Raw genomic sequence first — 25,268 nt, 5'->3', positions numbered from 1 at the left:
GACGACGAGGGCGACGCAGACAGCGCGGGGGTCGCGGGCTGGTGCCCGCCGCGCTCAGTCACGGCTGTTCCCGACCGGGCCGCCGTCGCTCGGGCGGCTCTCCGGGGCCGGCGTGGAGGCGACCGGCGGCAGCGTGCCCCGCGGCCCACGTGCCGGGGTCCGGGACAGCGTCGCGTCCAGCCGGTCCAGGTTCTTGCTCGCCGTCGACGCGAGCTGCCACGGCACGCTGACCACCATCACCCCCGGTTCGAAGAGCAGCCGGCCCTTGAGGCGCAGGGCGCTCTGGTTGTGCAGCAGGTTCTCCCACCAGCGACCCACCACGTACTCCGGAATGAAGACGGTGACCACGTCCCGGGGTGACTTACGGCGGGTGGAGGCGACGAAGTCCAGGATCGGCCGGGTGATCTCCCGGTACGGCGAGTCGATCACTGTGAGCGGGATGGCCATCTCCCGCCGCTCCCAGTCGGCCTGGAGGTCCCGGGTGTCCTGGTCGTCCACGTTGACGGTCACGGCGGTCAGTGTGTCCGGTCGGGTGGCGCGGGCGTAGGCGATGGCCCGCAGCGTCGGCTGGTGCAGTTTGCTGACCAGCACGATCGCGTGGTTGCGGGCGGGCAGCACGGCCCGGCCCTCGTCCGGCGGGGTCAGCTCGGCCGCCACCCGGTCGTAGTGCCGGCGGATGGCCAGCATCAGCAGGTAGATCACCGCCATGGCGGCGATCGCGATCCAGGCGCCGAGCAGGAACTTGGTGATCAGCACGATCACCAGCACCGTGCCGGTCAGGCCCATGCCGAACGTGTTGATGGCCCGGGACCGGTACATCCGGCGTCGCGCCTCCGCGTCCCGCTCGGTGCGCAGCCGCCGGTTCCAGTGCCGGATCATGCCGGCCTGGGAGACCGTGAACGAGACGAAGACCCCGACGATGTAGAGCTGGATGAGCCGGGTCACCTCGGCCTGGAAGCCGACGATCAGCACGATCGCGAACAGGGCCAGGAAGGTGATGCCGTTGGAGAAGGCCAGCCGGTCGCCCCGGGTGTGGAACTGGCGGGGCAGGTAGCGGTCCTGGGCGAGGATCGAGCCGAGCACCGGGAAACCGTTGAACGCGGTGTTCGCGGCCAGGAAGAGGATGAGGGCGGTCATGCCGGCCACCACGTAGAGCAGGATCGAGCCGGAGCCGAAGACCGTCTCGCCGAGCTGGGTGGTCACCGTCTTCTGCACGTAGCCGTCCGGGCCGGCGACGATCTGGAGCGCCGGGTCCTCGACGAACTGCAGGTGGGTCAGCCGGGCCAGCCAGATGATCCCGACCAGCAGGCTCACCGCGATCGCGCCGAGCAGCAGCAGCGTGGTGGCGGCGTTGCGGCTCTTCGGGGCCTTGAACGCCGGCACGCCGTTGGAGATCGCCTCGACACCGGTGAGTGCGGCGGCGCCCGAGCTGAACGTCCGCAGCAGCAGGAAGACCAACGCGAAACCGGTCACACTGTGCTCTGCCTGGATGACCAGGTCGGCGCTGGGCGCCCGGAGGTCGTCGCCCAGCACGAAGACCCGGAACAACCCGGTGAGCAGCATCCCGCCCATGACGATGACGAAGCCGTAGGTGGGGATGGCGAACGCGGTGCCGGACTCCCGCAGGCCGCGCAGGTTGACAGCGGTCAGCAGGACCACCGCGATCACCGCGATCAGGACCTTGTGGGTGGCCACGAACGGCACCACCGAGCCGAGGTTGGCCACCCCGGACGAGACCGACACCGCCACCGTGAGCACATAGTCGACGAGCAGCGCGCTGGCCACCCCGACCCCGAACTTCGGACCCAGGTTGACCGTGGCCACCTCGTAGTCGCCGCCACCGGAGGGGTAGGCGTACACGTTCTGCCGGTAACTGGCCACCACGGTGAGCATCACCACGACCACGGCGAGGGCGATCCACGGGGAGAAGAAGTATGCCGAGGTGCCGGCGATGGAGAGGGTCAGCAGGATCTCGTCGGGCGCGTACGCGACGCTGGACAGGGCGTCGGAGGCGAAGACGGGCAGCGCGATGCGCTTCGGCAGGAGGGTGTGCTGAAGTCGGTCGGACCGGAACGGTCGACCGAGGAGAAGCCGCTTCAGCAGCGAGGTGGGACTGGCCACGAACGCCAAGAGTACGACCAGCACCGTGGGAGCACGGGGGTGGGCGAACGTGGCTGCCCGGCACGACGGGGTACGGTCGGTCCCCGCTCCCCACCGGGACGTGGCAGGCTCGCACTCGACAGGCCACGACAGCCGGAGTGGTACGCACCTTGGGAGGGACAGCGTGCACGTCGTGATCATGGGTTGTGGCCGGGTCGGGTCGACCCTCGCCCACAGCCTGGAATCCCGGGGGCACTCGGTGGCGGTGATCGACCAGGACGCCGACGCCTTCCGCCGGCTCGGCCCCGACTTCGCCGGGATCACGGTGACCGGGGCCGGCTTCGACGGCGAGGTGCTGCGCCAGGCCGGCATCGAGCGCGCGGATGCCTTCGCGGCGGTCTCCAGCGGCGACAACTCCAACATCATCTCGGCCCGGTTGGCCCGCGAGACGTTCGGCGTGTCCCGTGTCGCCGCCCGCATCTACGACCAGCGCCGCGCGCAGGTCTACGAGCGCCTCGGCATCCCCACCGTGGCGACCGTGCGCTGGACGGCCGACCGGATGCTGCGGCATCTGGTGCCGGAGGGCAACGTGGAGATCTTCCGCGACCCCACGAGCACCGTGTCGATCGTCGAGGTGCCGGTGCACAAGGACTGGATCGGTCGACCGTTACGAGCGCTGGAGGACGCGTCCGGGGCGCGGGTGGCCTACCTGATCCGCTTCGGCATCGGCACGCTGGCCACCAGCTCTACCGTCGTGCAGGAGGGTGACCAGGTGTTCATGCTGGTCAGCGATGACATCGTGGCGACTGTCACGTCGGTGGCGGCGGCGCCGCCGGAAGGGGGGCACTGAGCCATGCGGGTCGCCATCGCGGGCGCGGGCAACGTGGGCCGCTCGATCGCCCAGGAGTTGATCGACAACGGCCACCAGGTGATGCTCATCGAGCGTCAGCCCAAGATGCTGCGCCCGGACCGGGTGCCGGCCGCCGAGTGGGTGCTGGCCGACGCGTGCGAGCTGACCAGCCTGGAGGAGGCCAACGTCGCCGGCTGCGACGTGGTGGTCGCGGCGACCGGTGACGACAAGACCAACCTGGTGCTGTCGCTGCTGGCCAAGACCGAGTTCGCGGTGCCCCGCGTGGTCGCCCGGGTCAACCGCGCCGAGAACGAGTGGCTGTTCACCGAGCAGTGGGGCGTGGACGTCGCGGTGAGCAAGCCGCGGGTGATGGCCGCGCTGGTCGAGGAGGCGGTCACCGTCGGCGACCTGGTCCGGCTGATGACCTTCCGGCAGGGCGAGGCGAACCTGGTCGAGATCACCCTGCCACCGACCGCGCCCTACGTCGGGCAGCCGATCCACGCCGTGCCGCTGCCCCGCGACTCCGCGCTGGTGGCGATCCTGCGCGGCAAGCGGGTCCTGGTGCCCAGCCCGGACGACCCGATCGAGGCCGGCGACGAGTTGGTCTTCGTCTGCACCGCCGAGGTGGAGGACCAGGTCCGTGCGGTGATCCTCGGGCCGGACAGCGTCGAACGGACCCGCGGCTCGCGCTGAGCGGGCGCGAGTGGGGGCGGCCCGGGTTCGCCGGGCCCCCGCCGCTCAGGCGCCGGGCAGCGGGGTCGGTTGCGGCTCCCGGGTGACCCGGCGCACCGTCCAGACCGTGATCAGCAGCAGCAGCGCGTACGGCGGGTAGCCCAGCGCCAGCCGGGCCACGCCCAGCGCGGTGTCCTGGTGGGCCAGGTAGAGCCCGGCCTGCACGCCCACCTTGGCCAGCCACACCACACCCCAGAGCACGGTCAGCTGGGTGAAGGTCCGCACCAGCTTCGGGTCGTCCCGCCATTCCGAGCGGCCCTTGGCGACCAGCACCGACCAGATCCAGCCCACCAGTGGCTGCCGGATGGCCGCGGAGACCAGCAGGGCGATGCCGTACCCGATGCCGTAGAGGATGCCGGGGAGGTAGAAGTCGCGCTCGTCGCCGGTGCGCCAGGCGATGGCGGCGCCGATCCCGACACCGAACAGGCCGTTGACGGCGTGCCGGATCGGCCGGCGCTGGGCCAGCCGCAACCCGGCGATCAGCAGCGCGACGGCGACCGAGGCGATCACCGCCGGACGCAGCTCGCCGATGACGTTGGCGAGCACGAAGACGACGACCGGAATGCTGGACTCGACAAGCCCCCGCCAGCCGCCGAGCTGGTCGGCCATCTGCTCGGCGATCGTCGGCAGTGGCTCCTCCTCGGGAGGGCCGGTCTCCGGCTGTGCCGCCCGGTCCTGTCCCGTCGTCATCGCCGGCCTTCCGTCCGCATCGCCGTCACTTCGGCGAGTCCAGCTCGTAATAGGGGTTGTAGATGACCTTGCGGTCGTCGCGCACCGCCACCCGGCCACGAGCGGTCAGGTGCCGGCCCGGCTCGATCCCGGCGATGTGCCGTCGACCCAACCAGACCAGGGTGACCACGTCGGTGCCGTCGTAGAGGTCGGCCTCCAGGGTGGGCAGGTTGGTGCGCGGCGTGTAGACCACCGTGCGCAGCCGGCCAGCGACCGAGACCAGTTGGCCCCGGGAGCACTGCTGGGCCGGGATCCCGCCGCACTGGGCGCTCTCCCGACGCAGCTCCTGCGCGTCGATCTCGGCTTCGCTGGCGGTGAACCGTTGCAGGATGCGCCGCAGCGACACCCGGCCCTCGTCGGTCGTCATGACCTCCGCGTCACCCTCTCCACGCTCGCCGACCCCGGCCGGCCCCGGCGACGCCGGAACCGTGCCGCCAGCGTACGCCGACGGGGCTGGTTCCGGCGGGCCGGTGTGCGCGGGTCAGACCTGGCGCGCCTCGGCGGCGGCGTCCCCCGCCTCGGCGTCGGTCTGGTCGGAGATCTCCCGGGGCAGCCGCAGCGGCAGCGGCTCGCGGACCGGCTTCGCCTCCTGGCCACGGTCGACCACCAGGCCGTCCAGGCACTCCACGAGCGGCCCGGCGACGGACGGGTCGGTCGCCACCGGCCCCTGGAACACACCACGGACCATCCAGCGCGGCCCGTCGATGCCGACGAACCGCAGGTTCGTCACGCCGTCCGGGGTACGCACCTGGGCGTGCAGCTCCGGGCCGTACTCGCCGTCGACCTCCTGCGCGCTCGCGCCGTCGCGGAGCAGCGACTGGCGGATCTCCTCGCGCACCTCGTCCCAGATCCCCTCGGACCGGGGCGCGGCGAAGACACCCAGCTGGAGCGCGTTGTCGCCGTGCACCAACACGACCTGCTGGACCACGCCCTGGGGGTCGGCCTGCACCCGCACCTCGACCTCGGTGATCGCCGGGATGTGCAGACTGCCCAGATCGAGGCGCTGCACGTCGTCGTGGCTCTCCGAGATGTCGTACGGGCCGCGCATCAACGCCGGCGCCGCATCACCCTGGTCCGGGACCTCGACGGCCCGCTCGTCACGGGTGTGCCGTTCGGCATCGGCCCGCTTTCGGGAGAAGATCACTGCGCCTGCCCTCCGCTGTTCACACTCACCCTGCCACCTCTTCCGTCTGCCCGCGGCCCGGCTCGTCTGGCCGCTGCTGGACCCGGTCCTGGCCCGCCGGCGACGGCACCAGCCCGGCGTGACCACCGGTGGACCCGTGCCCGCCGGTCCCGCGCCGGGACGCGGGCAGCTCGGCCACCGGTTCGAACCGCGCCCGCGCGACCTGTTGGACCACGAGCTGCGCGATCCGGTCGCCGCGGGAGATCTTCGCCGGCACATCACGATCATGGTTGATCAGGTTGACCAGGATCTCACCCCGGTAGCCGGCGTCGACCGTACCGGGCGCGTTGAGCACCGTCACGCCGAGCCTGGCCGCCAGGCCGGACCGGGGGTGGACCAGACCCACATACCCCTCCGGCAGCGCGATGGCCACGCCGGTGGGCACCAGGGCGCGGCCTCCGGGCGGCAGCTCCACGTCCGCGGCCGCCACCAGGTCGGCCCCGGCGTCGCCGGGATGGGCGTAGGTGGGCAGCGGCAGCTCGGAGTCGAGCAGCCGCACGGGCACGGGTACGACGTCGGTCACGGGTCCCCTCTTCCGTCCGGTTCGCGGGGTGACCCTGCCATCCTGCCGGTTCGCCGAGCCGCCGTGCGCCGTACCCTCGCAGGAGTGAGCATGTCGCCCTCCCCGTCCGCCGATCAGCCGCCGGTCGCCGCCCGCACGGCGTACGCCGAACGGTTGGATCTGCCCTGGTGGCTGTGGTTGGCCGGGCTGGTGGCCGCCGCGCTGCTGGCCGTCGAGATCTGGATGGGTGCCGACGGCGTCCGGGCCTGGCTGCCGTTCGCCGTGCTGCTGCCGCTCGCCGCCGCCGGGATGTGGTGGCTGGGCCGGATCCGGGTCGCGGTGGTCGACTCCGAGCTGCGGGTGGACGACGCCCGCCTGCCGGTGCGCTTCGTGGCCGACGTGATCCCGCTGGACGTCGCCGGTCGCCGTGAGGTGCTGGGCGTCGGCGCGGACCCGCTCGCGTTCGTCGTGCAGCGCCCGTGGATCGGCGGCGCCGCGCAGGTGGTGCTCGACGATCCGGCCGACCCGACCCCGTTCTGGGTGGTGAGCACGCGGCACCCGGTCGAGCTGGCCGAGGCGGTGCTGACCGCGCGGGACGCCCTGACGCTCTCCCGTCCCCCGGCGGGCGAGCAGGGCTGAACCGACGCCCCGGCCCCGCTCAGGTGCCGGTTGGCGGGCCGGGCAGGGCCGACGGTGGCGCGGGTCGGGCGATGCCCCGCCGACGCAGGTCCACCTGAAGTTGCTCGGCCATCTGCTGGGTGGCCCGCCGGTTGAGGAAGCTGGCCACCGCCGCGCCGGTCAGGAACGGCCCGAGCGTGGTGAGGTTGCGGCCGAAGCGCCGCAGCAGCATGTCCCGCAGTTCCTTGCGGGCGGCGGTGCCGAGCACCGCGCCCACTCCCACGCCGGGCACCATCGGGTTGACACCGCGCTGGGTGGCCCAGGAGTGCACCAGGGCGACGGCCCGCTGGCTGCCGCCGTCGGGCAGCGCCACACCGTGGATCTCGTGCAACTCACCGACCAGCTTCAGCTCCACCGCGACCACGGCCACCGTCTCGGCGGCGAGCAGCACCGGAGCGGAGAGCAGGGTCGGTGCCACCGTCCACTCGACGGCGGCGACTCCCCCACCGGCCGCGCCGATCGCGGCGGTGGTCCGAGACGCGTTGCGGATGAGCCGGTCGGCCAGGGCGGCGTCGTCCAGGCCGGGGAAGTGCTGGCGCAGGGTGTCCAGGTCGCGCACCGGCACGTGCGGGGCGACGTCCGCGACCGCGTCGACCATCCACCGCATGGCGGCGCGGGGCTTGAACAGGTCGGAGACGCCCCGGGCACGGGCCTGCCCGACCATCCGGGCCAGCAGTTGACGGCGTCGGGCCGGCTCGATGTCGTCCGCGGTCAACGCCGCCACGGTGGCGCCGAGGTCCCCCGCGCCACCACCGGTGGCACCGGGTTTGTCGGTGCCACCGTCGGTGGCACCGGGGTTGTCCGTGCCGCCGTCGGTGGTGCCGCCTCGATCGCTCATCGGACCTCCCGGTGCTGTGGCTACCCGCTACGAGTCAAGCAGGTACCCACCACGGCCGCATGCCTACACCGGCAGCGGCGGCCCCGTTCAGGAGGCCGCCGCTGGTGTCGTGGTTGTCAGACGCACTCGCGGCAGATCAGCTCGCCGTTACGCTCGACCGCCAGCTGGCTACGGTGGTGGACCAGGAAGCAGCGGGCGCACCGGAACTCGTCCTGCTGCATCGGAAGCACCTTGACCGTGAGCTCCTCGTCGGCCAGATCGGCACCGGGCAGCTCGAAGCTCTCGGCCACCTCGGCCTCGTCGACGTCCACCGCGCCCGACTGTGAGTCGACGCGCCGTGCCTTGAGCTCTTCCAGGCTGTCCTCGCCGAGGTCGACCTCGTCGCGACGCGGGGCGTCGTAGTCGGTGGCCATCGGTTTCACTCTCCCATATCGATGTTGTCGCTTCCGGTTGTAACGCCGGACGACGCTGTTTCGGTTCCGCTGGCCGGCCGCCACTTGTGTCGGGCACCCGACCCGGGGACCGAACGGGTCGAGCTCGCTGGGGCGACTCCCCTGCGAGCGCGGAACCTTACCCCCCCTTGGGCGAGGCATGTATACCGCCCTTGCGGCTGAGATGTACGCCCCTGCACCCGAAGTTGTTCCCAATGTGATTCAGGCGACACGAAGATAGGGGTAGTAGTACCCGGTTCGCGGTCGGCGCGCCGGCATGTCGGGCTGTTTCCACGCGACGGCCGGACAACCGTTAACCTCAGCGGCGTATTCGACGGCCGACGGCCAGTCCGATCGTCGCCGGCTGCCGCCACCCACCTGAAGTCCCGGGAGTGCCCAGATGAGTTTTGCGCGAGTGCGAGCACTCGTCATCGTCGGCCTGCTGGGGGTGCTGGCCCTGGGGTTCGTGATCACCGCGATCGTGCGGGACAGCCAGGGCAACGCAGGCACGGCCCAGGGCTGCCCGGACGGCTGGCCGCTCGCCGACCTGAACCTGCGCGAGCGCAAGGACGTCAAGATCAACGTGCTCAACGCCACGGACCAGCCCGGCCTCGCCCACACCGTCGCCGACGAGTTGAGCAACCGGCAGTTCCAGGTCCAGAAGACCGCGACCGAGAAGAAGCAGATCAACGGCATCGCGGTGCTGCGGTACGGCCCGAAGGGCGTCGGCTCCGCGCACCTGCTGCAGGCGTACTTCCTCAACAACGCCACGCAGGGCTACGACCCTGCGCGCACCGACGACGTCGTCGACGTGGTGCTCGGCAACAACTTCCAGCAGCTCGCCACTACGACCGAGGTCAACCAGTCGCTCGGCGACTCCGGCCCACCCAAGGCACCCAAGGGCTCCTGCCCGTCCCCGCCCGCCAAGTAACGGCGTGACCGGGCGGTCGACCGATCAGGGCCCGCCGGCGGCGTCCAACTCGGCGAGCCGGTCGTGCAGCGGCGTGAAGAGCGCCGGCGGGGCCGCGACCACCAGGTCCGGCCCCGGCGGCCGTCCGGCCAGGCCGGCGACCCGCACACCCGCCTCGGCGGCCACCAGCCCACCCGCCGCCAGGTCCCAGGCCGCGAGGCCCTTCTCGAAGTACGCGTCGAGCCGGCCCTCCGCCACCAGGCAGAGGTCCAGCGCGGCGGCACCCAGCCGGCGGATGTCCCGTACGTGTGCGATCAGCCCCGCCACGACCTGGGCCTGGTGCGCACGACGACTGGCGTCGTAGCCGAACCCGGTGCCGACCAGCGCCTGCCCCAGGTCCGTCTCGCCGGAGCAGCGCAGCCGGACACCGTCACGCCAGGCACCACCCCCGGCCGTGGCCGTCCACTCCTCGCCGGTGTTCACGTTGCGCACCACGCCGGCGACCACCACCCCGTCCACCTCGGCGGCCAGCGACACCGCGCTGTACGGCAACCCGTACAGGTAGTTGACGGTGCCGTCGATCGGGTCGATGATCCACCGCACCCCGCCCGGCGCGACCGGCCCGGTGTCCCCCGTCCCGTACTCCTCGCCGAGCACCGCGTCGTTTGGTCTCGACCGCTTCAGCGCGTCGAGCACCTGCCGTTCGACAGCCCGGTCCGCCGCGGTGACCACGTCGGTGACCGTGCTCTTGGTCGCGGCCACGGAGACACCCTCGACGCGCATCCGGTACGCGGTGGCCGCCGCGTCCCGTGCCACGTCGAGCGCGATCGCCAAAAGTTCCCGAGGTGACGGCGTCGAACCGGGCATCCCAACGTCCCCTTCCCGCACGACCGGGGTGTTCCGGGCCACGCGCGGGTATCATCCTTACAAAGTCCAGATCAGCGCCGAATCAGCGGTCCCACCGTCATTACGCAGTGCGGCGCAGGATGATCGCCGCAGACGGCGTTACAATTCACCCCTGCCCACGTGCCACGGACCGCCGACCACCGGCCGGCCCGGGACGCGAGGGTCCCTCAACCACATCGCCCGGCCGGTTGCCCCACGCTGTGCCGGACGACCCGGCCGTGCCCGCTCTTCGCCTCCGGAAGGTCATTCGTGACAGAACCCCGCCAGACCGGCGCCGACGTTCGCTCGCTCACCGACACCCTGATCGCCCACGCGCAGAGCGCCGGCGGTCAACTGACGTCGGCCCAGCTCGCGCGCACCGTCGAGTCCGCCGAGGTGACTCCGGCCCAGGCCAAGAAGATTCTGCGGGCGCTCTCCGAGGCGGGAGTGACCGTAGTGGTGGACGGCTCGGCGAGCACCCGCCGCCGCGTCGCCGCGGCCCGGTCGACCACGCCGGCGTCCCGGGCCACCACCGCCAAGACCACCAAGAAGGCCGCCGCGCCGGCCCCGAAGCAGGCACCGGCCGCCGACGACGCGCCGTCGACGCCGGCCCCGCGCAAGGTGGCCGCCCGCAAGGCCACCGGCACGCCCGCCGAGGGTGCCGCGGCGGCTCCGGCGAAGGCGACCAGGTCGACCCGAGCCACCAAGGCGACGGTGGCCGCGGCTGCCGGCGCCAAGCCGACCAAGGCCGCCGGCAAGGCCAAGGGCGAGGGCGCCGACGGCGACATCGACCCGGAGGAGCTGGCCGCCGCGATCGAGGACGTGGTGGTCGAGGAGCCGGCCGAGCTGGCCCAGGCCGCCGAGACCGACGCCGCCGCGTCGGCGACCGACAACGACTTCGAGTGGGACGACGAGGAGTCCGAGGCCCTCAAGCAGGCCCGGCGGGACGCCGAGCTGACCGCCTCGGCCGACTCGGTCCGCGCGTACCTGAAGCAGATCGGCAAGGTTCCGCTGCTCAACGCCGAGCAGGAGGTGGAGCTGGCCAAGCGGATCGAGGCCGGGCTCTACGCCGCCGAGCGGCTGCGCGCCGCCGACGAGGGCGAGGAGAAGCTCGTCCGGGACATGGTCCGTGACCTGGGCTGGATCTCCCGCGACGGCGAGCGGGCCAAGAACCACCTCCTGGAGGCCAACCTCCGTCTGGTGGTGTCGCTGGCCAAGAGGTACACGGGACGCGGCATGGCCTTCCTCGACCTGATCCAGGAGGGCAACCTCGGTCTGATCCGCGCGGTGGAGAAGTTCGACTACACCAAGGGCTACAAGTTCTCCACGTACGCCACCTGGTGGATCCGGCAGGCGATCACCCGGGCGATGGCCGACCAGGCCCGCACCATCCGCATCCCGGTGCACATGGTCGAGGTCATCAACAAGCTCGGCCGCATACAGCGCGAGCTGCTCCAGGATCTGGGCCGGGAGCCCACCCCGGAGGAGCTGGCCAAGGAGATGGATATCACACCCGAGAAGGTGCTGGAGATCCAGCAGTACGCTCGGGAGCCCATCTCTCTGGACCAGACCATCGGTGACGAGGGCGACAGCCAGCTCGGTGACTTCATCGAGGATTCCGAGGCCGTGGTCGCGGTCGACGCGGTCTCGTTCTCGCTCCTACAGGACCAGCTCCAGCAGGTGCTGCAGACGCTCTCCGAGCGTGAGGCGGGTGTGGTACGCCTGCGCTTCGGCCTGACCGACGGTCAGCCACGGACGCTGGACGAGATCGGCCAGGTCTACGGGGTGACCCGGGAGCGGATCCGGCAGATCGAGTCCAAGACGATGTCCAAGCTGCGCCACCCGTCCCGGTCGCAGGTCCTCCGGGATTACCTGGACTGAGCGGGTTTCGTCAACCGAACGTGTCGTTTTGACCACCTGGTGTGCAACACAAGATGGTGATCGTCCGGATGCACGAATGTGATCGTTGACGTGGCACCCTTGGTGCACGGCACACTGTCCCTGCCATGTGTGACCTCGGTCCCCCGCGGGCACACAGGGAAGGCAGTGCCTAGTAAGGGTGTTGCACCATAGGTGAGCAACGACCGAAGAGATTGTTCATCGGTGACGACCAGAGGAGGAAGGCGATGACCCCGACCCTCACGCCGCCGCCCGAGACGGTGGCACCCCCAGCCGCCGATGAACGGTGCGACCGCTGCAATGCTGCCGGGAAGCTCCGGATCACTCTGGCGGGTGGGAGCGAGCTGGTGTTCTGTGGGCACCACGCGAACAAGTACGCGGAGGATCTCGTGAAGATCACCGAGCGGTTCGCAACGGAGCCCGATTTCAGCTGGCGTGGCGCCGATCTGATGGCGAACTAAATCCGCTAACCGACATAGCCGGCCGGAGGTACCCCGAGGGTGCCTCCGGTCGGCTTTTCCGTCCGAGCGCCCCGCGCCCCGCGCCCCGCGCCCCGCGCCCCGCGCCCCGCGCCCCGCGCCCCGCGCCCCGCGCCCCGCGCCCCGCGCCCCGCGCCCCGCGCCAAGATCGTCACAACATCCCTGATGTTGCTGCCTCCGACACGCGCGAGACAGCAACATCCCTGATCCTGCGCGGATCTTGACGACGACCACTCGCCCCAGAGACGCCGAGAGCGAGGTCCAAGCGCCACCGCCGGGCAAGGTCATGCTCGAACCAGGATGCAGGGGCCTCACCGACGCACCGACACCACCACATCCTGGATCTAGCGTGATCTTGAGATCCGGACGCCCGTGGAGGGGCATGTGCGGCCGTTTCGGGCAGGCAAGCCTCGGCACCACCCCGGCCGCCATGATCCACTCGGTTTCACGGAAGTCGCGCTTTCCACCTGGCTCGAACACCGCGTTTTCAAGAAAGCCGAGTGGATCACGCCGCCAAGCCGCAGCCCGCTGGCGGGGCGGGGCAGCCTGCTGGCGGGGCGCGATGGGGCTCGGTGCGGGGCGCAATGCGGCGGGGCGGGCGCAGTGCGGCGGGGCGGGCGCAGTGCGGCGGGCGGACAGCCTGCTGGCGGGGTGGGGCGGGGCAGCCCGCTGGTGCGGCGGGGCGGGGCTAGAGGGTCTGGATGGTGGCGATGCGTTCCTCTAGCTGTTCGATGGTGGCCTGGGCGCTCGGCGGGCCACCGCAGAGTCGGCGCAACTCGGCATGGATCTTGCCGTGCGGCTGGCCGGTGCGGTGGTGTCGGGCGGCCACCAGAGCGTTCAGTTGGCGTCTGAGCGCCACGCGGCGCTGAGCCGCGCTCATGGGTGCGGGTGGCGCTGCGGTGGGCGCAGCGGCCGGCTGAGCGGCCGCGTCGGCCGTACGGCGGCGTTGGGCGGCGAGTTGTGCGGCCTGTCGTTTGGTGAGCAACAGGGACACCTGGTCGGCGGTGAGCAGACCGGGCAGGCCGAGGTATTCCTCTTCCTCGGGGGTGCCGGCCTGGGCCGCGGTGCCGAACGACGCCCCGTCGAAGATCACCTGGTCCAGTTCGGCGGTGGCGGAGAGCGCGGCGAACCGCTTCTCCAACTCGCCGCTGGCCTGGTCGTCGCGCTGCGCGCGTTCCAGCAGGTCGTCGTCGAACCCGTCGGCTTCCTTGGGTTTGCCGAGCACGTGGTCCCGCTCGGTCTCCATCTCGCTGGCCAACCCGAGCAGGTGCGGCACGCTGGGCAGGAAGACCGAGGCGGTCTCCCCGGGTCGACGGGCCCGCACGAAACGGCCGATCGCCTGGGCGAAGTAGAGCGGCGTGCTGGCACTTGTGGCGTAGACCCCGACCGCGAGTCGCGGGATGTCCACCCCCTCGGACACCATCCGCACCGCGACCAGCCACCGCTGGTCGGACGCCGCGAACGTCGCGATCCGGGCGGACGCGCCCTGGTCGTCGGAGAGCACCACGGCGGCCTTCTCGCCGGTGACCTGTTCGATGAGCTTGGCGTACGAGCGGGCGGTCTGCTGGTCGGTGGCGATGATCAGACCGCCGGCGTCGGCCATGCCCGCGTTGCGCAGCACGGTGAGTCGGGCGTCGGCGGCGCGCAGCACCTGCGGCATCCAGTCGCCGGCCGGGTCCAGGGCGGTACGCCAGGCCTGGGCCACCAGATCCTGCGTCATCGGCTCGCCGAGGCGGGCGGCCAACTCCTCCCCCGCGTTGGTCCGCCACCGGGTCTCCCCGGAGTACGCCAGGAAGAGCACCGGCCGGACCACGCCGTCGCGCAGCGCGTCGGCGTAGCCGTACACCGAGTCGGCGCGGGAGCGCAACAGCCCGTCTCCGCCCCGCTCGTAGCTGACGAACGGGATCGGGTTGTCGTCGGAGCGGAACGGCGTCCCGGTGAGCATCAGCCGGCGTACGGCGGGCTCGAAGGCGGCCTTCACCCCGTCGCCCCAGGTCCGGGAGTCACCGGCGTGGTGGATCTCGTCGAGGATGACCAGGGTGCGGCGGGTCATGGTGCGCCGCCGGTGCACGTGCGGGGCCATCCCCACCTGCGCGTAGGTGATGACCGCGCCGTGGAAGTCGGCCGCGGAGTGCAGGTCGGCGTTGCGGAACGCGGCGTCGAGCTGGATGCCCACCCGGGCCGCCGCGTCGGACCACTGGCTCTTCAGGTGCTCGGTCGGGGCGACCACGGTGACCGCCTCGATGGTGCCGTCGGCGAGCAGCTCCGCGGCGATGCGCAGGGCGAAGGTGGTCTTGCCGGCGCCCGGGGTGGCGACCGCGGTGAAGTCGTCGGTACGTCGACGCAGGTATTCCACCAGGGCCTTGCGCTGCCAGGCGCGTAGTGCCGGGAACGTCTCGAGCACCGGCGTCCGGGCTGCCACGCGAAGCTCCTCTCCGACCGCACGATGGCGGACCCCGGGCATGGGCCACGAGTCCCGCCGCCCATGAAAACGCCTCCGCGCAGTAGCTGCCGCGAAGGCCGACTCAGCATAACCAGCGCGGGCCCCACGGCCCAGGCGACGCCACGCCTGTCACATCCGCCACCCCGATCGGTGCCTCACCAGTTCCGGTCGGTACGCGGATCCGCTGCACCGCTTCGCGGTGGTCGCAGCGTCGCCACCGGTGCGGACCAACGTCGGCGCAGGGCGATCAGGCGCAGCCCGAAGACTCCGACGGCGGCGGCGGTGAGCGGCGCGGGGCCGGTCTGCCCGGTGACGTGCAGCAGCGCCACGGTGACCGCGCCGGCGAGGGCGGCCAGCGCGTAGATCTCCCGGCGCAGCACGACCGGGATCTCGGCGGTGAGCAGGTCGCGGGCGAGCCCGCCGCCGATCGCGGTGAGCATGCCGATGAGGCAGGCACCGGCGGCCGGCACCCGGGCGTCGAGTGCCTTGAGCGTGCCGGTCACCGTGAACAGTGCCAGGCCCGCCGCGTCCAGCACCAGGACCGTGGTACGCAGCCGGGCCAGTTGCGGGTGCAGCCAGAACACGGCCAGCGCGGTGATCGCGGCGGTGGCCGCGTACCGCCAGTCGGCGAAGGCCAACGGCGGCACCTCGTCGATGACCAGGTCCCGGAAGATCCCACCGCCGAGAGCGGCCACGAACCCGACGAACGCGACACCGAACAGGTCCAGCCGTTTGGCCACCGCCGCCGAGGCCCCGGAGGCGGCGAACACCGCGACGCCGGTCAGGTCGGCGAGGAGCAGGGCGGTGGAGGTGGTCACCGCCGCAGGCTACGTCGCCGGCCGGAGCACCGGCCGAGGTTCACTCGCGGTACGAGTCGTAGATCTCCTTGCACTTGGGGCAGACCGGCGAACCCGGCTTGGCCGCCTTGGTGACCGGGAACGTCTCGCCGCAGAGCGCGACGACGAAGGTGCCCATGACGGCACTCTCGGCGATCTTCTCCTTGCGGACGTAGTGGAACATCTCGGGACCGGTGTCGGCATCCTTCAGCTCTGGACGCTCGAGAACCTCTGTGCTCACGTCTGCACCTCCAACGGTCAAGTTTGGCAGGTCATCACGGCCGGGTCCACCTGAGGCCGGCCGGAGCCCGACCCCGTACGGTGCCCGGGTGACTGACTTTCACCTCAGCTACGGCACCGAGGTCGCCGCAGCCCTGCGCGACGGCCGACCCGTCGTCGCACTGGAGAGCACCATCGTCTCGCACGGCCTTCCCCGCCCGGAGAACCTGCGGGTGGCCAGGGAGATCGAGGGGGCGGTCCGGGACGCCGGGGCAGTTCCCGCGACGATCGGCATGATCGGCGGCGAGCTGGTGGTCGGCCTGGACGACACGCAGCTGACCCGGCTCGCCACCGTCGACGGAGTGACCAAGCTCTCCGTCCGCGACCTCGCGGTGGCGGCGGCGACCGGCGTGGACGGTGCCACCACCGTGGCCGCCACCAGCGCGGTGGCCGCCGCGGCCGGGATCGGGGTGTTCGCCACCGGCGGGTTGGGTGGGGTGCACCGGGAGGCCGCGCACACCTTCGACGAGTCGGCCGACCTGGTCACCCTGGCCCAGACCCCGATCGCGGTGGTCTGCGCCGGCGTCAAGTCGATCCTCGACGTGGGCGCGACGCTGGAGCGCCTGGAGACCCTCGGGGTCGCCGTCCTCGGTTACCGCACCCGCCGGTTCCCCGGCTTCTACCTGACCGACGCCGGCTTCGACCTGGACTGGTCGGTGGACTCGCCGGAGCAGGTCGCCGCCGTGCTCGCCGCCCGGGACGGGCACGCGCTGCACACCGGCGGGCTGCTCGTCGCCAATCCGCTGCCGGTCGACGAGCAACTCGACCCGGAGCTGCACGACCGGACGCTCGCCGACGGTCTGGCCCTGCTGGAGCGCGACGGGATCACCGGTAAGGCCGTCACCCCGTACCTGCTGGCGTACTTCCACTCGGCCACCGAGGGCGCGAGCCTCGCCGTCAACGTCCGGATCATCCTGCGCAACGCCGACCTGGCCGCGCGGATCGCGGTCGCCGCGGCGGCCCGCGACACCGCCGCCACGGTATGACCCGACCGGCGCGGGTGGTCGTCGTCGGGGACGTGATCACCGACGTGGTCGCCGTGCTGTCCGGGCCGCTCGCGGTGGGCTCGGACGCGGCGGCCGAGATCAGTATCGGCGGCGGCGGTCAGGCGGCCAACACCGCGGCCTGGGTCGCCGCGCAGCGGGTGGACGTCACGCTCGTCGGCGCCGCCGGTGCCGACGACGCGGGGCGGGACCGGGTCGCCGAGTTGGAGCGAGCGGGTGTCGACTGCGCGGTCGAGCGGGTCGAGGACGCGCCGACCGGCACGGTCATCGTGTTGGCCACCGACGGCGAGCGCACCATGGTCAGCCAGCGGGGCGCGAACCTGCGGCTGAGCGCCGCGCACGTCGAGCGGGCCCTCGCGGCGGTGCCCGACGCGGGGCATCTGCACCTGTCCGCGTACACCCTGTTGGACACCGAGTCGCGCGGTGCCGGGCTGCGGGCGTTGGCCGCCGCCCGCGAGCGCGGGCTCACCACGAGCGTCGACGCGGCCTCCGCGGCGCCGCTGCGGCGCGTCGGTGCGGCGGCGTTCCTGAGTTGGGTACGCGATGTCGACCTGCTGCTGGTCAACGCGGACGAGGCCACGGTGCTTGCCGGCGGGCTGGACCCGGCGGCGCAGGGGCGGGCGTTGTCGGCGACGGCGCGGCGGGTCGTGGTCAAGCGCGGCGCGGCCGGCGCGGTCTGGGTCGACCGCGGCGCGGCGGTCTGGGTGGCTCCGGCCCGGCGGGTGGCGGTGGCGGATGTCACGGGGGCGGGCGACGCCTTCGCGGCCGGTCTGCTGACCGCCTGGCTCGCCGGTGCCACCCCGACCGTGGCGCTGAACCGCGCCACCGACCTGGGGGCGCTTGCCGTCTCCACCATCGGCGCGCGGCCACAGCCGTGAGCGGCGGCGCCTGGTCACAGCCGTGACCGGTCGAGCCCTGACCTGCTCTCGGGGTCAGGGCTCGACGTCGATGACCTTGTGTGTGCGCTCTTCGGCGGTGAGGCTCATCGGCGGGGTGTCGTCCTGTTGGCGGGGGTGGAACCGGTTGGCCAGCCGGTGCTCTTCCTTCGGCGGCCGGTCGTTGGCCAGCAGCACGGCCAGCCAGGGGATGAGCACCATGCCGAGGCCGCAGAGCGGCAGCCAGAGCCAGAGCAGTGGGGCGTTCGCACCGACCAGGATCGCGCCGACGATGATGCACAACACCCGGATGCCCATCATCAGGACATAGCGGCGCTGGCGACTGTTGAGCTGATCGTCCTGGCTGCGCGAGGCGTCGGTGATCAGAATCGGCTGGTACGCCTGACGCTTCACCATGGACCTCCTCGAGGGGGTTACGCCTCATCCTGTCACCGCAGGGCCTTGATCAGCGAAATTCGACTCAGCACGATGCGTGTTACGTCCGTGGTACGCTCCGGGCGTGGGCAGCAGGTTCAGCTTCACCGACGAGGCGTTGGCCAACCTGAGGGTCTACGACGTCACGCCCGGGGAAGTCTGGGAGGCGCTGCACAGCGCCCGCCGGGTCATCCGCCACCTGGGCGACGACGTCATGGTCGTCTACGCCGCCGCCCGTCGGGGTCGCCGACTGGCGGTGCTGCTCGCCGAGGCCGATGGCACCGACAACGACTGGGACATCCTCTCCGCCCGCGAGTTGAGCGACGTCGAGTCCAAACGCTACGACGAGGCCGTGCGGAGAGACCGCCGATGAGGAGGCCGTGACGATGCACCGTGACGACGCGACCAAGCAGTTCCACAGCGGCGACGACCGGATCGCCGAGTTGATCGACGAGAGCCCGGCGGTGGATCTGCCCACCCCCGACACCGACGTGCCGATGGTGAGCCGGTCGGTCCGGCTGCCGCTGGAGACCTACGAGCGGGTGCGGGCGGCCGCCGACGCCCGGGGCATCGGGGTCACCACGCTGATGCGCCAGTGGATCGAGGCCGGCCTGGCCGACCTGGACGACTCCGCGACCGTCTCGCTCGCCGACGTCCGGCGCGCGCTGGCCTCGCTGGCACACCCGACCGCCGCCTGAGCGTCAGCCCCGCGCCGCCTTGGCCGCCGCCTTCATCTGCTGCTTGAACTCCCGCACCCGGCGCAGCGAATCGGCGTCGGTGACGTCGGCCACCGACCGGTACGCGCCCGGGTCGCCGTAGTCTCCGGCTGCCTTCCGCCAGTCCTGCGGGGTCACCCCGAAGCGCTTACCGAGCAGGGCCACGAAGATCTGCGCCTTCTGCCTGCCGAAACCGGGCAGCGCGGCGACCCGGCGCAGCAGCTCCGGCCCGTCGGCGACGGCTGACCACAGCAGCGCCGCGTCACCGTCGTAGCGGTCCACCAACACCTGACAGACCTCCTGCACCCGGGCCGCCATCGCCTTCGGGAACCGGTGCAGCGCGGGCGGCTGGGCGAAGAGCGCGACCAGGGCCTCCGGGTCGTACCCGGCCAGCTCCGCCGCGTCCAGGTCGTGGCCGAGCCGCTGCACCAGCACGTACGGCGAGGAGAACGCCTTCTCCATCGGGATCTGTTGGTCCAGGACCATGCCGAGGAGCAGGGCCAGTGGGCTGCGCTCCAGCAGCCGGTTGGCCTCCGGATCGATCGGCAGCACGAGCGTCATGCGGACATCCTGCCTGGTGCACCGACGTGGGCGGACACCGACGCTCCGTTCGGTGCGGACAGGTGGCGCCGGTCTGCCACGCTCGACGTCATGCTTCGGACCGCCCCGCCCGGATCCCCGTACCACCGGCTCGGCCACACCGACCGGCACCGCGTGTGGAAACCCATCGTCGGCACCCTCGCGCTGCTCGCCTCGGCGGCGGTGGTCACCGGCCTCCTCTTCGGCGTCGCCGCCGTCGTGGGCGAGCTCACCAACCGCCCGTACGACGCCGACGGGTTTCCCACCTTCGGCCCGATTCCGGACGCCGCGCTGCTGCTCGCCTCGCTGGCGCTGCTGCTCCCACTGGTGCTCGGCACCGCGTGGCTCGTGCAGAGCCGGCCCGCCGGCACGCTCTCCTCGGTGCTCGGCCGGCTGCGGTGGGGCTGGCTCGGCCGTTGCCTGCTGATCGCCACGCCGCTGATCATCGTCATGCTGTTCGGCGCCGACCTCCTGCTCGGGCTGACCGACGAGGGCTCGGTCCTCGACCCGGTGACCACCTGGGTCGGTTGGCCGGAGTTCGCCGCCGGTCTGCTGATGGTCCTCCTGCTGGTGCCGTTCCAGGCGGCCGCGGAGGAGTACGCCTTCCGGGGCTGGCTGTTGCAGGCCGTCGGCGCGTACCTGCGCACACCCTGGCCCGCGATCACCCTCCAGGCGGTGCTCTTCGCCGCCGCGCACGGCTGGGGCACGGTCTGGGGCTTCCTGGACCTGGCGTTCATGGGAGCGCTCATGGGTTGGCTGGCGATCCGCACCGGCGGGATCGAGGCCGCGATCGCGCTGCACGTGGTGAACAACCTGACCGGCTTCACCCTGGCGGCGGCGTTCGGCGAGCTCGCCGCCGACGAGACGATGGCCGACTCCCCCTGGCAGCTCGTCCTGGTCGACGTGGTGGTCCTGTCGGCGTACGCCCTGGTCGTCGACCGGTTGGCCGCGCGTCGAGGGCTGGCGACAGTCGTACCGCCGGCCCCGGTCGTGGCCGTGCCCGGCGAGCCCCCGCTCCCGACCGGCGAGCCCCCGCTCCCGACCGGGGCGGCCTCTCTCCCGGGCGGGGCGGTCCCTCTCCCGGGCGGGGCGGTCCCTCTCCCGGGCGGCACCGAGCCGAGGCTCCCGGCTGCCGGGGTCGAATCTCGCGGGTGGTGACGGCCCGTTCCACGGCGGCAGGCAGGATGTCGGAGTGGACGAACACGACATGCTGCTCTCCCCCGCCGGTGTCGACGCGCTGCGGGCCGCGCTGACCCGGACCGGGTTCACCAGCCGTGGCGTCGCCGAGCGGCTGGGCGCCCAGGCGACCGCCGCGGTCGCCCGCAACGACTTCCGGGCGGCGCTGCGCGCCACCGAGGACGGCGACCCGCTGGGCACCCTGATCCGGGTGTTCATCTGCGACCAGACCGAGTCGGAGGCGGCGGTGGCCGCCGCGCTGGCGCCGCTGGGCCTGGAGGAGGCCCTGGCCGGCGGGCTGGTCGAGCGGTACGGCGGTGGCCTGCGCGCCGGCATCGACCTGGAACCGTACGGCGACGACTGGTGGGTGCTCGCCGACGTGTCGGCAAGTGCCCGGCCGGGCCGACCGTTGCACGCCGAGCACGTCCTCGGCGTCGGCGGGGCCACCCAGACCCTGATCGGCGCGACCATGCGCCGGCCCGTCGACAGCGCACTTGACCTGGGCACCGGCTCCGGCGTCCAGGCCCTGCACCTGGCCACCCACGCCCGGTCGGTGACCGCCACCGACCTGTCCGAGCGGGCGCTGCGCTTCGCCGCGACCACCGCCGCCCTCAACGGTCAGGACTGGGAACTGCTCCGCGGTGACCTGGTCGCCCCGGTGGCCGGTCGGCGGTTCGACCTGGTGGTGAGCAACCCGCCGTTCGTGGTCGGCCCGGGCACCACCACGCACGTCTACCGCGACTCCGGCCGGGTCGGTGACGCGATCGGCGCCGAGTTGGCCGCCGCCGCCCCCGGGCTGCTCACCGAGGGCGGCACCATGCAGTACCTGGCGAACTGGGTGCACGTCGCCGGCGAGGAGTGGGACGAGCGGGTGGCCGGCTGGTTCGCCGGCACCGGCCTGGACGCCTGGGTGATCCAGCGCGAGGTGGCCGACCCGATGGCGTACGTCGACCTGTGGCTCACCGACGTCGGCGAGACCGCCGACCCGCAGCGGATGGCCGCCTGGCTGGACTGGTTCGACGCGCACAAGGTGGAGGGGATCGGCTTCGGCATCGTGTCGGTGCGCCGGGGTGGCCACACCGACCCGGTGGTCCGGGTGGAGGACCTGCGTCAGCGGGTGCAACCTCCGTTGGGCGACCACATCGCCGCCTGGTTCGACCGCCAGGACTTCCTTCGGGTACGCGACACCGAGGCGCTGCTCGCCGAGCGCTACCGGGCCGCCGAGGGCCTGCAACTGCGGCAGGAGGCCACCATGGGTGACGAGGGCTGGGCGGTGGACCGGCAGGTCCTCGCGATGCCGCACGGCCTGCGCTGGACCGAGGAGATCGACCCACTGGTGTTGGCGCTCGTCGGTGGTGCCGACGGCCGGCTGCCGCTGCGCGACCAGCTCGCCCTGCTCGCCGCGGCGCACGACGTCGAGCCGGACGAGATGGCCGAGGCCGCCGGCCCGATCGTGGCGCACCTGGTGGAACGCGGCTTCATCGAGGCGGTGACCGCATGACGCGAGCCGATTCCGCGACGGCTGCCGGTTACGCACCAGCTGCCAGCCACGCGGCGGACACCGGCTCCGCGGCGGGTTGCTGATGCGTGCGGTGGTGCAGACCGTCGGGCGGGCCAGCGTGACAGTCGACGGCGAGGTGGTCGGGGCAATCGAGAACGGCCTGCTGGTGCTGCTCGGGGTGACCCACACCGACACGGCGCAGACCGCTCAGACGATGGCCCGCAAGGTGCACGAGCTGCGCATCCTGGACGACGACCGGTCCGCCGCCGACACCGGCGCGCCGATCCTGGTGGTCAGCCAGTTCACCCTCTACGGCGACGCGCGCAAGGGCCGCCGCCCGAGCTGGACCGCCGCCGCCCCCGCAGAGGTCGCCGAACCACTCGTCACCGCGGTGGTCGACGCCCTGCGCCAACGAGGCGCCAAGGTCGAGACGGGCCGCTTCCGCACCCACATGCTCGTGGACAGCACCAACACAGGCCCCCGAACAATCCTCCTAGACCTCTAACCCACCCCACCCCACCCCACTCCCCCCACCCACCCACCCCGGTTGATCATGAGGTTGACGGGCCTTTTGAAGATCGAATCGCCCGTCAACCTCATGATCAACGGATGGCCTGGGGTGGGGGTGGGGTGGGGTGGGGATGGGGGGGTGGGGGTGGGGGTGGGTTAGGAGAAGAGGCCTCGGCGGGTTAGGGACTGGCGGAGCCAGTTGTCCAGTTCAGCGGTCCAGTCGGTGCGGTCGGCGGTGGCGTGGTCGACGGTGAACCGGCCGAAGGCGTCCCGGCCCTCGGTGAAGACGCCACCGCGCTTGTCGACCTCCAGCACCACCTGCATCTGCTGGGCGTCGGCGATGAAGGTGACCTCCAACTGGTTGATCGAGCGGGCGTACTGCGGGGCCGGGCTGAACTCGATCTCCTGATAGAACGGCAACGTCTGTCGTACGCCATAGATGTGACCACGCTCCACATCGGCGCGTGCGAAGCGGAAACCCAGTCGCAGCAGCGCGTCGAGCAGTCGCTCCTGCGCGGGCAGCGGGTGCACCGACACAGCGTCCAGGTCGCCCTTGTCGACAGCGCGGGCGACCTCCAGCTCGGTACGCAGACCCATCGTCATGCCGTGCAGGCGCTGCCCGTACAGGTCGGTGATCGGTGTCTCCCACGGCACGTCGAAGCGGAACGGGATGTCGTGGCGCTGCCCCGGCTCCAGCCGGAACGCGCCGGTGATCTGCTGGCGGCGGAACTCCTGGGTGGTCTCGTGGTCGCTGTCGCCGCTCTCGACCTCGACCCGGGTGACCAGGCCGAGGGTCACGTGCTCGATGTCGACCTGGTGGTCACCGCCGAGCACCTGGATGCGGCCCTCCAACTGGCCGCCCGGGCGGCAGTTCGGGTTGGCCAGCACCGTCTCGACCGACGGGCCGCCGACCCCCATCGCCTTCATGAGCCGCTTGAAGACCACACCGTCCTCCATCTTTCGTCGTCGCCGACCCGAGGAGGCCGACCGTCCGCAAGGTAGCCGTGCCGGACAACCCCAGAGCGGGACGACACTCCGCGCCAAGGATCCGGCCAATTCCTGTCGGGTGCCCGATCGCCTCACTCCCGTTTTACGCCCTGCCCGCCAAGCTGTGTCTCACACCGGCACCACTGGGCCGGAGACACGGCACAGACGTGGAAACGGGGAGACAGAGATGGTCCTGCAGATGACGGAACACCGGGCGCGCCTGGCCACCACGACCGACACCGACGGGACCTCCGAGGTCCTCGCCGACCTGGACGCCACCGACGAGCGTGGCATCTCGACCGACCTGGTCCGGGCGTATCTCAACGGGATCGGCCGGACGAAGCTGCTGACCGCCGCGCAGGAGGTCGACCTGGCCCGCCGGATCGAGGCCGGCCTGTTCGCGGACGAGAAGCTGGCCACCTGCACCCCGGTCTCCGAGGAGCTGCGGGCCGACCTGGAACTCGTCGTCGCGGAGGGCCGGGCGGCCAAGGACCATCTGTTGGAGGCGAACCTGCGGCTGGTGGTCAGCATCGCCAAGCGCTACACCGGGCGCGGCATGGCGTTCCTCGACCTCATCCAGGAGGGCAACCTCGGTCTGATCCGGGCGGTGGAGAAGTTCGACTACGCCAAGGGTTACAAGTTCTCCACGTACGCGACCTGGTGGATCCGGCAGGCGATCACCCGGGCGATGGCCGACCAGGCCCGCACCATCCGCATCCCGGTGCACATGGTCGAGCAGGTCAACCGGATGGTGCGGGCCCGTCGGGAGTTGGCGGTGACGCTGGGCCGCGAGCCGACGGTCGCCGAGGTCGCCCGCGCCCTGGAGATCCCCGAGATCCAGGTCATCGAGCTGATCTCGTACGACCGGGAGCCGGTCAGCCTGGACCAGGCCGTCGGCGACGACGGCGAGAGCGCGCTCGGCGACTTCGTGGCCTCGGTGGACCCGCGCACGGAGCCGGGCGACGCCGCCGCCCAGGGCGAGCTGCGCAACGAGGTGAGCATCGTGCTGGCCACCCTGTCCCAGCGGGAGCAGGCGGTCATCCGGCTCCGGTTCGGTCTGGACGACGGCCGGCAGCGCACGCTGGACGAGGTCGGACGCGAGTTCGGCCTGTCCCGGGAGCGGATCCGGCAGATCGAGAAGGTGACGCTGCTGAAGCTGCGCGCCCCGGAACGCGCGCAGCGCCTGGAGGCGTACGCCTGCTGACGCACCCGGTTCCCAGGGAAGGCCCCGGCGGTTCGCCGGGGCCTTCCCTGCTGGCGAGATGGTTGACTGGAACACCCGACGAGAGGGCAGCCGTGAACTGGACGCTGGAAGTGGTGATCGTGCCGGTCTCCGACGTGGACCGGGCGAAGACGTTCTACGCCGAGCAGCTCGGCTTCGCAGTGGACCACGACACGGTGATCAGTGCCGACGCGCGGATCGTGCAGCTCACCCCACCCGGCTCCGGTTGCTCGATCGTGATCGGCAGGGGCGTCGTGCCGGAGATGCCGCCGGGCTCGCTGCGGGGCCTGCAACTGGTGGTGCCCGACCTGAAGCGGGCCCACGCCGAGCTTGTCGAGCGGGGTGTGCAGGTCAGCGAGATCCAGGTGGTGGGACAGAACCCGCGACCGGTGCCGGACCCACTGGACAACGTCGGTTTCGTCTTCTTCGCCGACCCGGACGGCAACACCTGGGGCGTCCAGCAGATCTCCAGCCGCGCCTGAGCGGGCG

Annotated in this window: 29 protein-coding genes; 15 read left to right on the top strand and 14 right to left on the bottom strand. The window is 71.9% G+C overall.

Annotated features, from left to right (window positions below; all coding sequences use genetic code 11):
* Positions 1-54: 54 nt before the first annotated feature.
* Positions 55-2,121, bottom strand: a complete 2,067-nt coding sequence (locus ACGFIW_RS03090; RefSeq protein ID WP_393310655.1) for an APC family permease — start codon at positions 2,119-2,121, stop codon at positions 55-57.
* Between the two features lie 163 nt (positions 2,122-2,284).
* On the opposite strand from ACGFIW_RS03090, the gene ACGFIW_RS03085 reads away from it, so the two are divergent.
* Positions 2,285-2,950 carry a potassium channel family protein gene (locus ACGFIW_RS03085; RefSeq protein WP_393310654.1) on the top strand — a complete coding sequence of 222 codons (666 nt, stop codon included), beginning with the start codon at positions 2,285-2,287 and terminating at the stop codon, positions 2,948-2,950.
* 3 nt (positions 2,951-2,953) lie between these two features.
* Positions 2,954-3,643 (top strand): TrkA family potassium uptake protein, encoded by a 690-nt coding sequence (locus ACGFIW_RS03080; protein ID WP_357558898.1) that lies wholly within the window; start codon positions 2,954-2,956, stop codon positions 3,641-3,643.
* 45 nt (positions 3,644-3,688) lie between these two features.
* Here the strand turns inward: ACGFIW_RS03080 and ACGFIW_RS03075 are convergent, their stop codons facing one another.
* The 4 genes from ACGFIW_RS03075 to dut form a co-directional block, all read right to left on the bottom strand.
* A complete protein-coding gene (locus ACGFIW_RS03075) occupies positions 3,689-4,372 on the bottom strand; it encodes a DUF3159 domain-containing protein (protein WP_393310653.1) in 684 nt (227 codons plus the stop codon).
* Positions 4,373-4,397: 25 nt separating this feature from the next.
* The gene (locus ACGFIW_RS03070) at positions 4,398-4,778 is read right to left on the bottom strand and encodes an OB-fold nucleic acid binding domain-containing protein (RefSeq protein WP_357070298.1); all 381 of its coding nucleotides are present in this window, start codon (positions 4,776-4,778) and stop codon (positions 4,398-4,400) included.
* Positions 4,779-4,892: 114 nt separating this feature from the next.
* Entirely contained in the window at positions 4,893-5,555 is a 663-nt protein-coding gene (locus ACGFIW_RS03065; protein WP_393310652.1) for a DUF3710 domain-containing protein, read from the bottom strand.
* Positions 5,556-5,580: 25 nt separating this feature from the next.
* Positions 5,581-6,117, bottom strand: coding sequence for a dUTP diphosphatase (gene dut, locus ACGFIW_RS03060; protein ID WP_393310651.1), 537 nt, complete (start codon positions 6,115-6,117; stop codon positions 5,581-5,583).
* Between the two features lie 84 nt (positions 6,118-6,201).
* Between dut and ACGFIW_RS03055 the strand changes: the two genes are divergently transcribed.
* Complete coding sequence (locus tag ACGFIW_RS03055; RefSeq protein ID WP_393310650.1) at positions 6,202-6,735, top strand: DUF3093 domain-containing protein; 534 nt, start codon at positions 6,202-6,204, stop codon at positions 6,733-6,735.
* Positions 6,736-6,754: 19 nt separating this feature from the next.
* Here ACGFIW_RS03055 and ACGFIW_RS03050 read toward each other — a convergent pair whose 3' ends face one another.
* Both ACGFIW_RS03050 and ACGFIW_RS03045 read right to left on the bottom strand, forming a co-directional pair.
* Positions 6,755-7,612 (bottom strand): hypothetical protein, encoded by an 858-nt coding sequence (locus ACGFIW_RS03050; protein WP_393310649.1) that lies wholly within the window; start codon positions 7,610-7,612, stop codon positions 6,755-6,757.
* Between the two features lie 116 nt (positions 7,613-7,728).
* Complete coding sequence (locus ACGFIW_RS03045; protein WP_007075406.1) at positions 7,729-8,025, bottom strand: DUF4193 domain-containing protein; 297 nt, start codon at positions 8,023-8,025, stop codon at positions 7,729-7,731.
* 433 nt (positions 8,026-8,458) lie between these two features.
* Here ACGFIW_RS03045 and ACGFIW_RS03040 point away from each other — a divergent pair, with 433 nt between their 5' ends.
* Positions 8,459-8,974, top strand: coding sequence for a LytR C-terminal domain-containing protein (locus tag ACGFIW_RS03040; RefSeq protein WP_393311224.1), 516 nt, complete (start codon positions 8,459-8,461; stop codon positions 8,972-8,974).
* 24 nt (positions 8,975-8,998) lie between these two features.
* Here ACGFIW_RS03040 and ACGFIW_RS03035 read toward each other — a convergent pair whose 3' ends face one another.
* Positions 8,999-9,820 (bottom strand): inositol monophosphatase family protein, encoded by an 822-nt coding sequence (locus ACGFIW_RS03035; RefSeq protein ID WP_393310648.1) that lies wholly within the window; start codon positions 9,818-9,820, stop codon positions 8,999-9,001.
* A 288-nt stretch (positions 9,821-10,108) separates the two neighbouring features.
* Here ACGFIW_RS03035 and ACGFIW_RS03030 point away from each other — a divergent pair, with 288 nt between their 5' ends.
* Positions 10,109-11,719, top strand: a complete 1,611-nt coding sequence (locus ACGFIW_RS03030; protein ID WP_393310647.1) for an RNA polymerase sigma factor — start codon at positions 10,109-10,111, stop codon at positions 11,717-11,719.
* Positions 11,720-11,964: 245 nt separating this feature from the next.
* Positions 11,965-12,198 carry a hypothetical protein gene (locus ACGFIW_RS03025; RefSeq protein ID WP_030337431.1) on the top strand — a complete coding sequence of 78 codons (234 nt, stop codon included), beginning with the start codon at positions 11,965-11,967 and terminating at the stop codon, positions 12,196-12,198.
* A gap of 706 nt (positions 12,199-12,904) precedes the next feature.
* Here ACGFIW_RS03025 and ACGFIW_RS03020 read toward each other — a convergent pair.
* From ACGFIW_RS03020 to ACGFIW_RS03010, 3 genes are all read right to left on the bottom strand, one after another.
* A complete protein-coding gene (locus tag ACGFIW_RS03020; protein ID WP_393310646.1) occupies positions 12,905-14,638 on the bottom strand; it encodes a DEAD/DEAH box helicase in 1,734 nt (577 codons plus the stop codon).
* A gap of 176 nt (positions 14,639-14,814) precedes the next feature.
* Positions 14,815-15,477 carry a trimeric intracellular cation channel family protein gene (locus tag ACGFIW_RS03015; protein ID WP_393310645.1) on the bottom strand — a complete coding sequence of 221 codons (663 nt, stop codon included), beginning with the start codon at positions 15,475-15,477 and terminating at the stop codon, positions 14,815-14,817.
* Between the two features lie 40 nt (positions 15,478-15,517).
* A complete protein-coding gene (locus ACGFIW_RS03010; RefSeq protein ID WP_007456912.1) occupies positions 15,518-15,736 on the bottom strand; it encodes a DUF3039 domain-containing protein in 219 nt (72 codons plus the stop codon).
* Positions 15,737-15,824: 88 nt separating this feature from the next.
* Here ACGFIW_RS03010 and ACGFIW_RS03005 point away from each other — a divergent pair, with 88 nt between their 5' ends.
* Both ACGFIW_RS03005 and ACGFIW_RS03000 read left to right on the top strand, forming a co-directional pair.
* Positions 15,825-16,760: a pseudouridine-5'-phosphate glycosidase gene (locus ACGFIW_RS03005; protein ID WP_393310644.1), complete on the top strand. Its 936-nt coding sequence runs from the start codon at positions 15,825-15,827 to the stop codon at positions 16,758-16,760.
* Positions 16,757-17,656 (top strand): carbohydrate kinase family protein, encoded by a 900-nt coding sequence (locus ACGFIW_RS03000; protein WP_393310643.1) that lies wholly within the window; start codon positions 16,757-16,759, stop codon positions 17,654-17,656. Before ACGFIW_RS03005 ends, ACGFIW_RS03000 begins: the two co-directional genes overlap by 4 nt.
* Positions 17,657-17,710: 54 nt before the next feature.
* Here the strand turns inward: ACGFIW_RS03000 and ACGFIW_RS02995 are convergent, their stop codons facing one another.
* The gene (locus tag ACGFIW_RS02995; RefSeq protein ID WP_357070318.1) at positions 17,711-18,070 is read right to left on the bottom strand and encodes a DUF3099 domain-containing protein; all 360 of its coding nucleotides are present in this window, start codon (positions 18,068-18,070) and stop codon (positions 17,711-17,713) included.
* 103 nt (positions 18,071-18,173) lie between these two features.
* On the opposite strand from ACGFIW_RS02995, the gene ACGFIW_RS02990 reads away from it, so the two are divergent.
* Positions 18,174-18,461 carry a hypothetical protein gene (locus ACGFIW_RS02990; RefSeq protein WP_124771959.1) on the top strand — a complete coding sequence of 96 codons (288 nt, stop codon included), beginning with the start codon at positions 18,174-18,176 and terminating at the stop codon, positions 18,459-18,461.
* Positions 18,462-18,474: 13 nt separating this feature from the next.
* A complete protein-coding gene (locus tag ACGFIW_RS02985) occupies positions 18,475-18,786 on the top strand; it encodes a hypothetical protein (protein WP_363726101.1) in 312 nt (103 codons plus the stop codon).
* A gap of 3 nt (positions 18,787-18,789) precedes the next feature.
* On the opposite strand, the gene ACGFIW_RS02980 is transcribed toward ACGFIW_RS02985, so the two are convergent.
* Positions 18,790-19,365, bottom strand: a complete 576-nt coding sequence (locus ACGFIW_RS02980) for an HhH-GPD-type base excision DNA repair protein (protein WP_393310642.1) — start codon at positions 19,363-19,365, stop codon at positions 18,790-18,792.
* Positions 19,366-19,455: 90 nt separating this feature from the next.
* On the opposite strand from ACGFIW_RS02980, the gene ACGFIW_RS02975 reads away from it, so the two are divergent.
* From ACGFIW_RS02975 to dtd, 3 genes are all read left to right on the top strand, one after another.
* Positions 19,456-20,541 carry a CPBP family intramembrane glutamic endopeptidase gene (locus tag ACGFIW_RS02975; protein WP_393310641.1) on the top strand — a complete coding sequence of 362 codons (1,086 nt, stop codon included), beginning with the start codon at positions 19,456-19,458 and terminating at the stop codon, positions 20,539-20,541.
* 34 nt (positions 20,542-20,575) lie between these two features.
* The gene (locus ACGFIW_RS02970) at positions 20,576-22,060 is read left to right on the top strand and encodes a methyltransferase (RefSeq protein WP_393310640.1); all 1,485 of its coding nucleotides are present in this window, start codon (positions 20,576-20,578) and stop codon (positions 22,058-22,060) included.
* An 82-nt stretch (positions 22,061-22,142) separates the two neighbouring features.
* Positions 22,143-22,565: a D-aminoacyl-tRNA deacylase gene (gene dtd, locus ACGFIW_RS02965; protein ID WP_393310639.1), complete on the top strand. Its 423-nt coding sequence runs from the start codon at positions 22,143-22,145 to the stop codon at positions 22,563-22,565.
* Positions 22,566-22,726: 161 nt separating this feature from the next.
* Here dtd and ACGFIW_RS02960 read toward each other — a convergent pair whose 3' ends face one another.
* Positions 22,727-23,515 (bottom strand): sporulation protein, encoded by a 789-nt coding sequence (locus ACGFIW_RS02960; protein ID WP_393311223.1) that lies wholly within the window; start codon positions 23,513-23,515, stop codon positions 22,727-22,729.
* Positions 23,516-23,744: 229 nt separating this feature from the next.
* On the opposite strand from ACGFIW_RS02960, the gene sigB reads away from it, so the two are divergent.
* Complete coding sequence (gene sigB, locus ACGFIW_RS02955; RefSeq protein ID WP_357558883.1) at positions 23,745-24,761, top strand: RNA polymerase sigma factor SigB; 1,017 nt, start codon at positions 23,745-23,747, stop codon at positions 24,759-24,761.
* A gap of 92 nt (positions 24,762-24,853) precedes the next feature.
* Positions 24,854-25,261 (top strand): VOC family protein, encoded by a 408-nt coding sequence (locus ACGFIW_RS02950; protein ID WP_393310638.1) that lies wholly within the window; start codon positions 24,854-24,856, stop codon positions 25,259-25,261.
* The last annotated feature ends 7 nt before the right edge of the window (positions 25,262-25,268 follow it).

It is taken from the genome of Micromonospora sp. NPDC048935, assembly GCF_043197875.1.
Lineage (GTDB): Bacteria > Actinomycetota > Actinomycetes > Mycobacteriales > Micromonosporaceae > Micromonospora.
Note: the sequence above shows the minus strand (reverse complement) of the source record. Positions and strands in the feature narration are given on the sequence as shown.

What these genes read in the sequence shown, in the direction of transcription:
- ACGFIW_RS03080 (WP_357558898.1), top strand. Translation starts at nt 2,954, where the DNA reads ATGCGGGTCGCCATCGCGGGCGCGGGCAACGTGGGCCGCTCGATCGCC.
- ACGFIW_RS03075 (WP_393310653.1), bottom strand. Translation starts at nt 4,372, where the DNA reads ATGACGACGGGACAGGACCGGGCGGCACAGCCGGAGACCGGCCCTCCC.
- ACGFIW_RS03070 (WP_357070298.1), bottom strand. Translation starts at nt 4,778, where the DNA reads ATGACGACCGACGAGGGCCGGGTGTCGCTGCGGCGCATCCTGCAACGG.
- ACGFIW_RS03050 (WP_393310649.1), bottom strand. Translation starts at nt 7,612, where the DNA reads ATGAGCGATCGAGGCGGCACCACCGACGGCGGCACGGACAACCCCGGT.
- ACGFIW_RS03045 (WP_007075406.1), bottom strand. Translation starts at nt 8,025, where the DNA reads ATGGCCACCGACTACGACGCCCCGCGTCGCGACGAGGTCGACCTCGGC.
- ACGFIW_RS03035 (WP_393310648.1), bottom strand. Translation starts at nt 9,820, where the DNA reads ATGCCCGGTTCGACGCCGTCACCTCGGGAACTTTTGGCGATCGCGCTC.
- ACGFIW_RS03025 (WP_030337431.1), top strand. Translation starts at nt 11,965, where the DNA reads ATGACCCCGACCCTCACGCCGCCGCCCGAGACGGTGGCACCCCCAGCC.
- ACGFIW_RS03000 (WP_393310643.1), top strand. Translation starts at nt 16,757, where the DNA reads ATGACCCGACCGGCGCGGGTGGTCGTCGTCGGGGACGTGATCACCGAC.
- ACGFIW_RS02995 (WP_357070318.1), bottom strand. Translation starts at nt 18,070, where the DNA reads ATGGTGAAGCGTCAGGCGTACCAGCCGATTCTGATCACCGACGCCTCG.
- ACGFIW_RS02985 (WP_363726101.1), top strand. Translation starts at nt 18,475, where the DNA reads ATGCACCGTGACGACGCGACCAAGCAGTTCCACAGCGGCGACGACCGG.
- ACGFIW_RS02980 (WP_393310642.1), bottom strand. Translation starts at nt 19,365, where the DNA reads ATGACGCTCGTGCTGCCGATCGATCCGGAGGCCAACCGGCTGCTGGAG.
- ACGFIW_RS02975 (WP_393310641.1), top strand. Translation starts at nt 19,456, where the DNA reads ATGCTTCGGACCGCCCCGCCCGGATCCCCGTACCACCGGCTCGGCCAC.
- dtd (WP_393310639.1), top strand. Translation starts at nt 22,143, where the DNA reads ATGCGTGCGGTGGTGCAGACCGTCGGGCGGGCCAGCGTGACAGTCGAC.
- sigB (WP_357558883.1), top strand. Translation starts at nt 23,745, where the DNA reads ATGGTCCTGCAGATGACGGAACACCGGGCGCGCCTGGCCACCACGACC.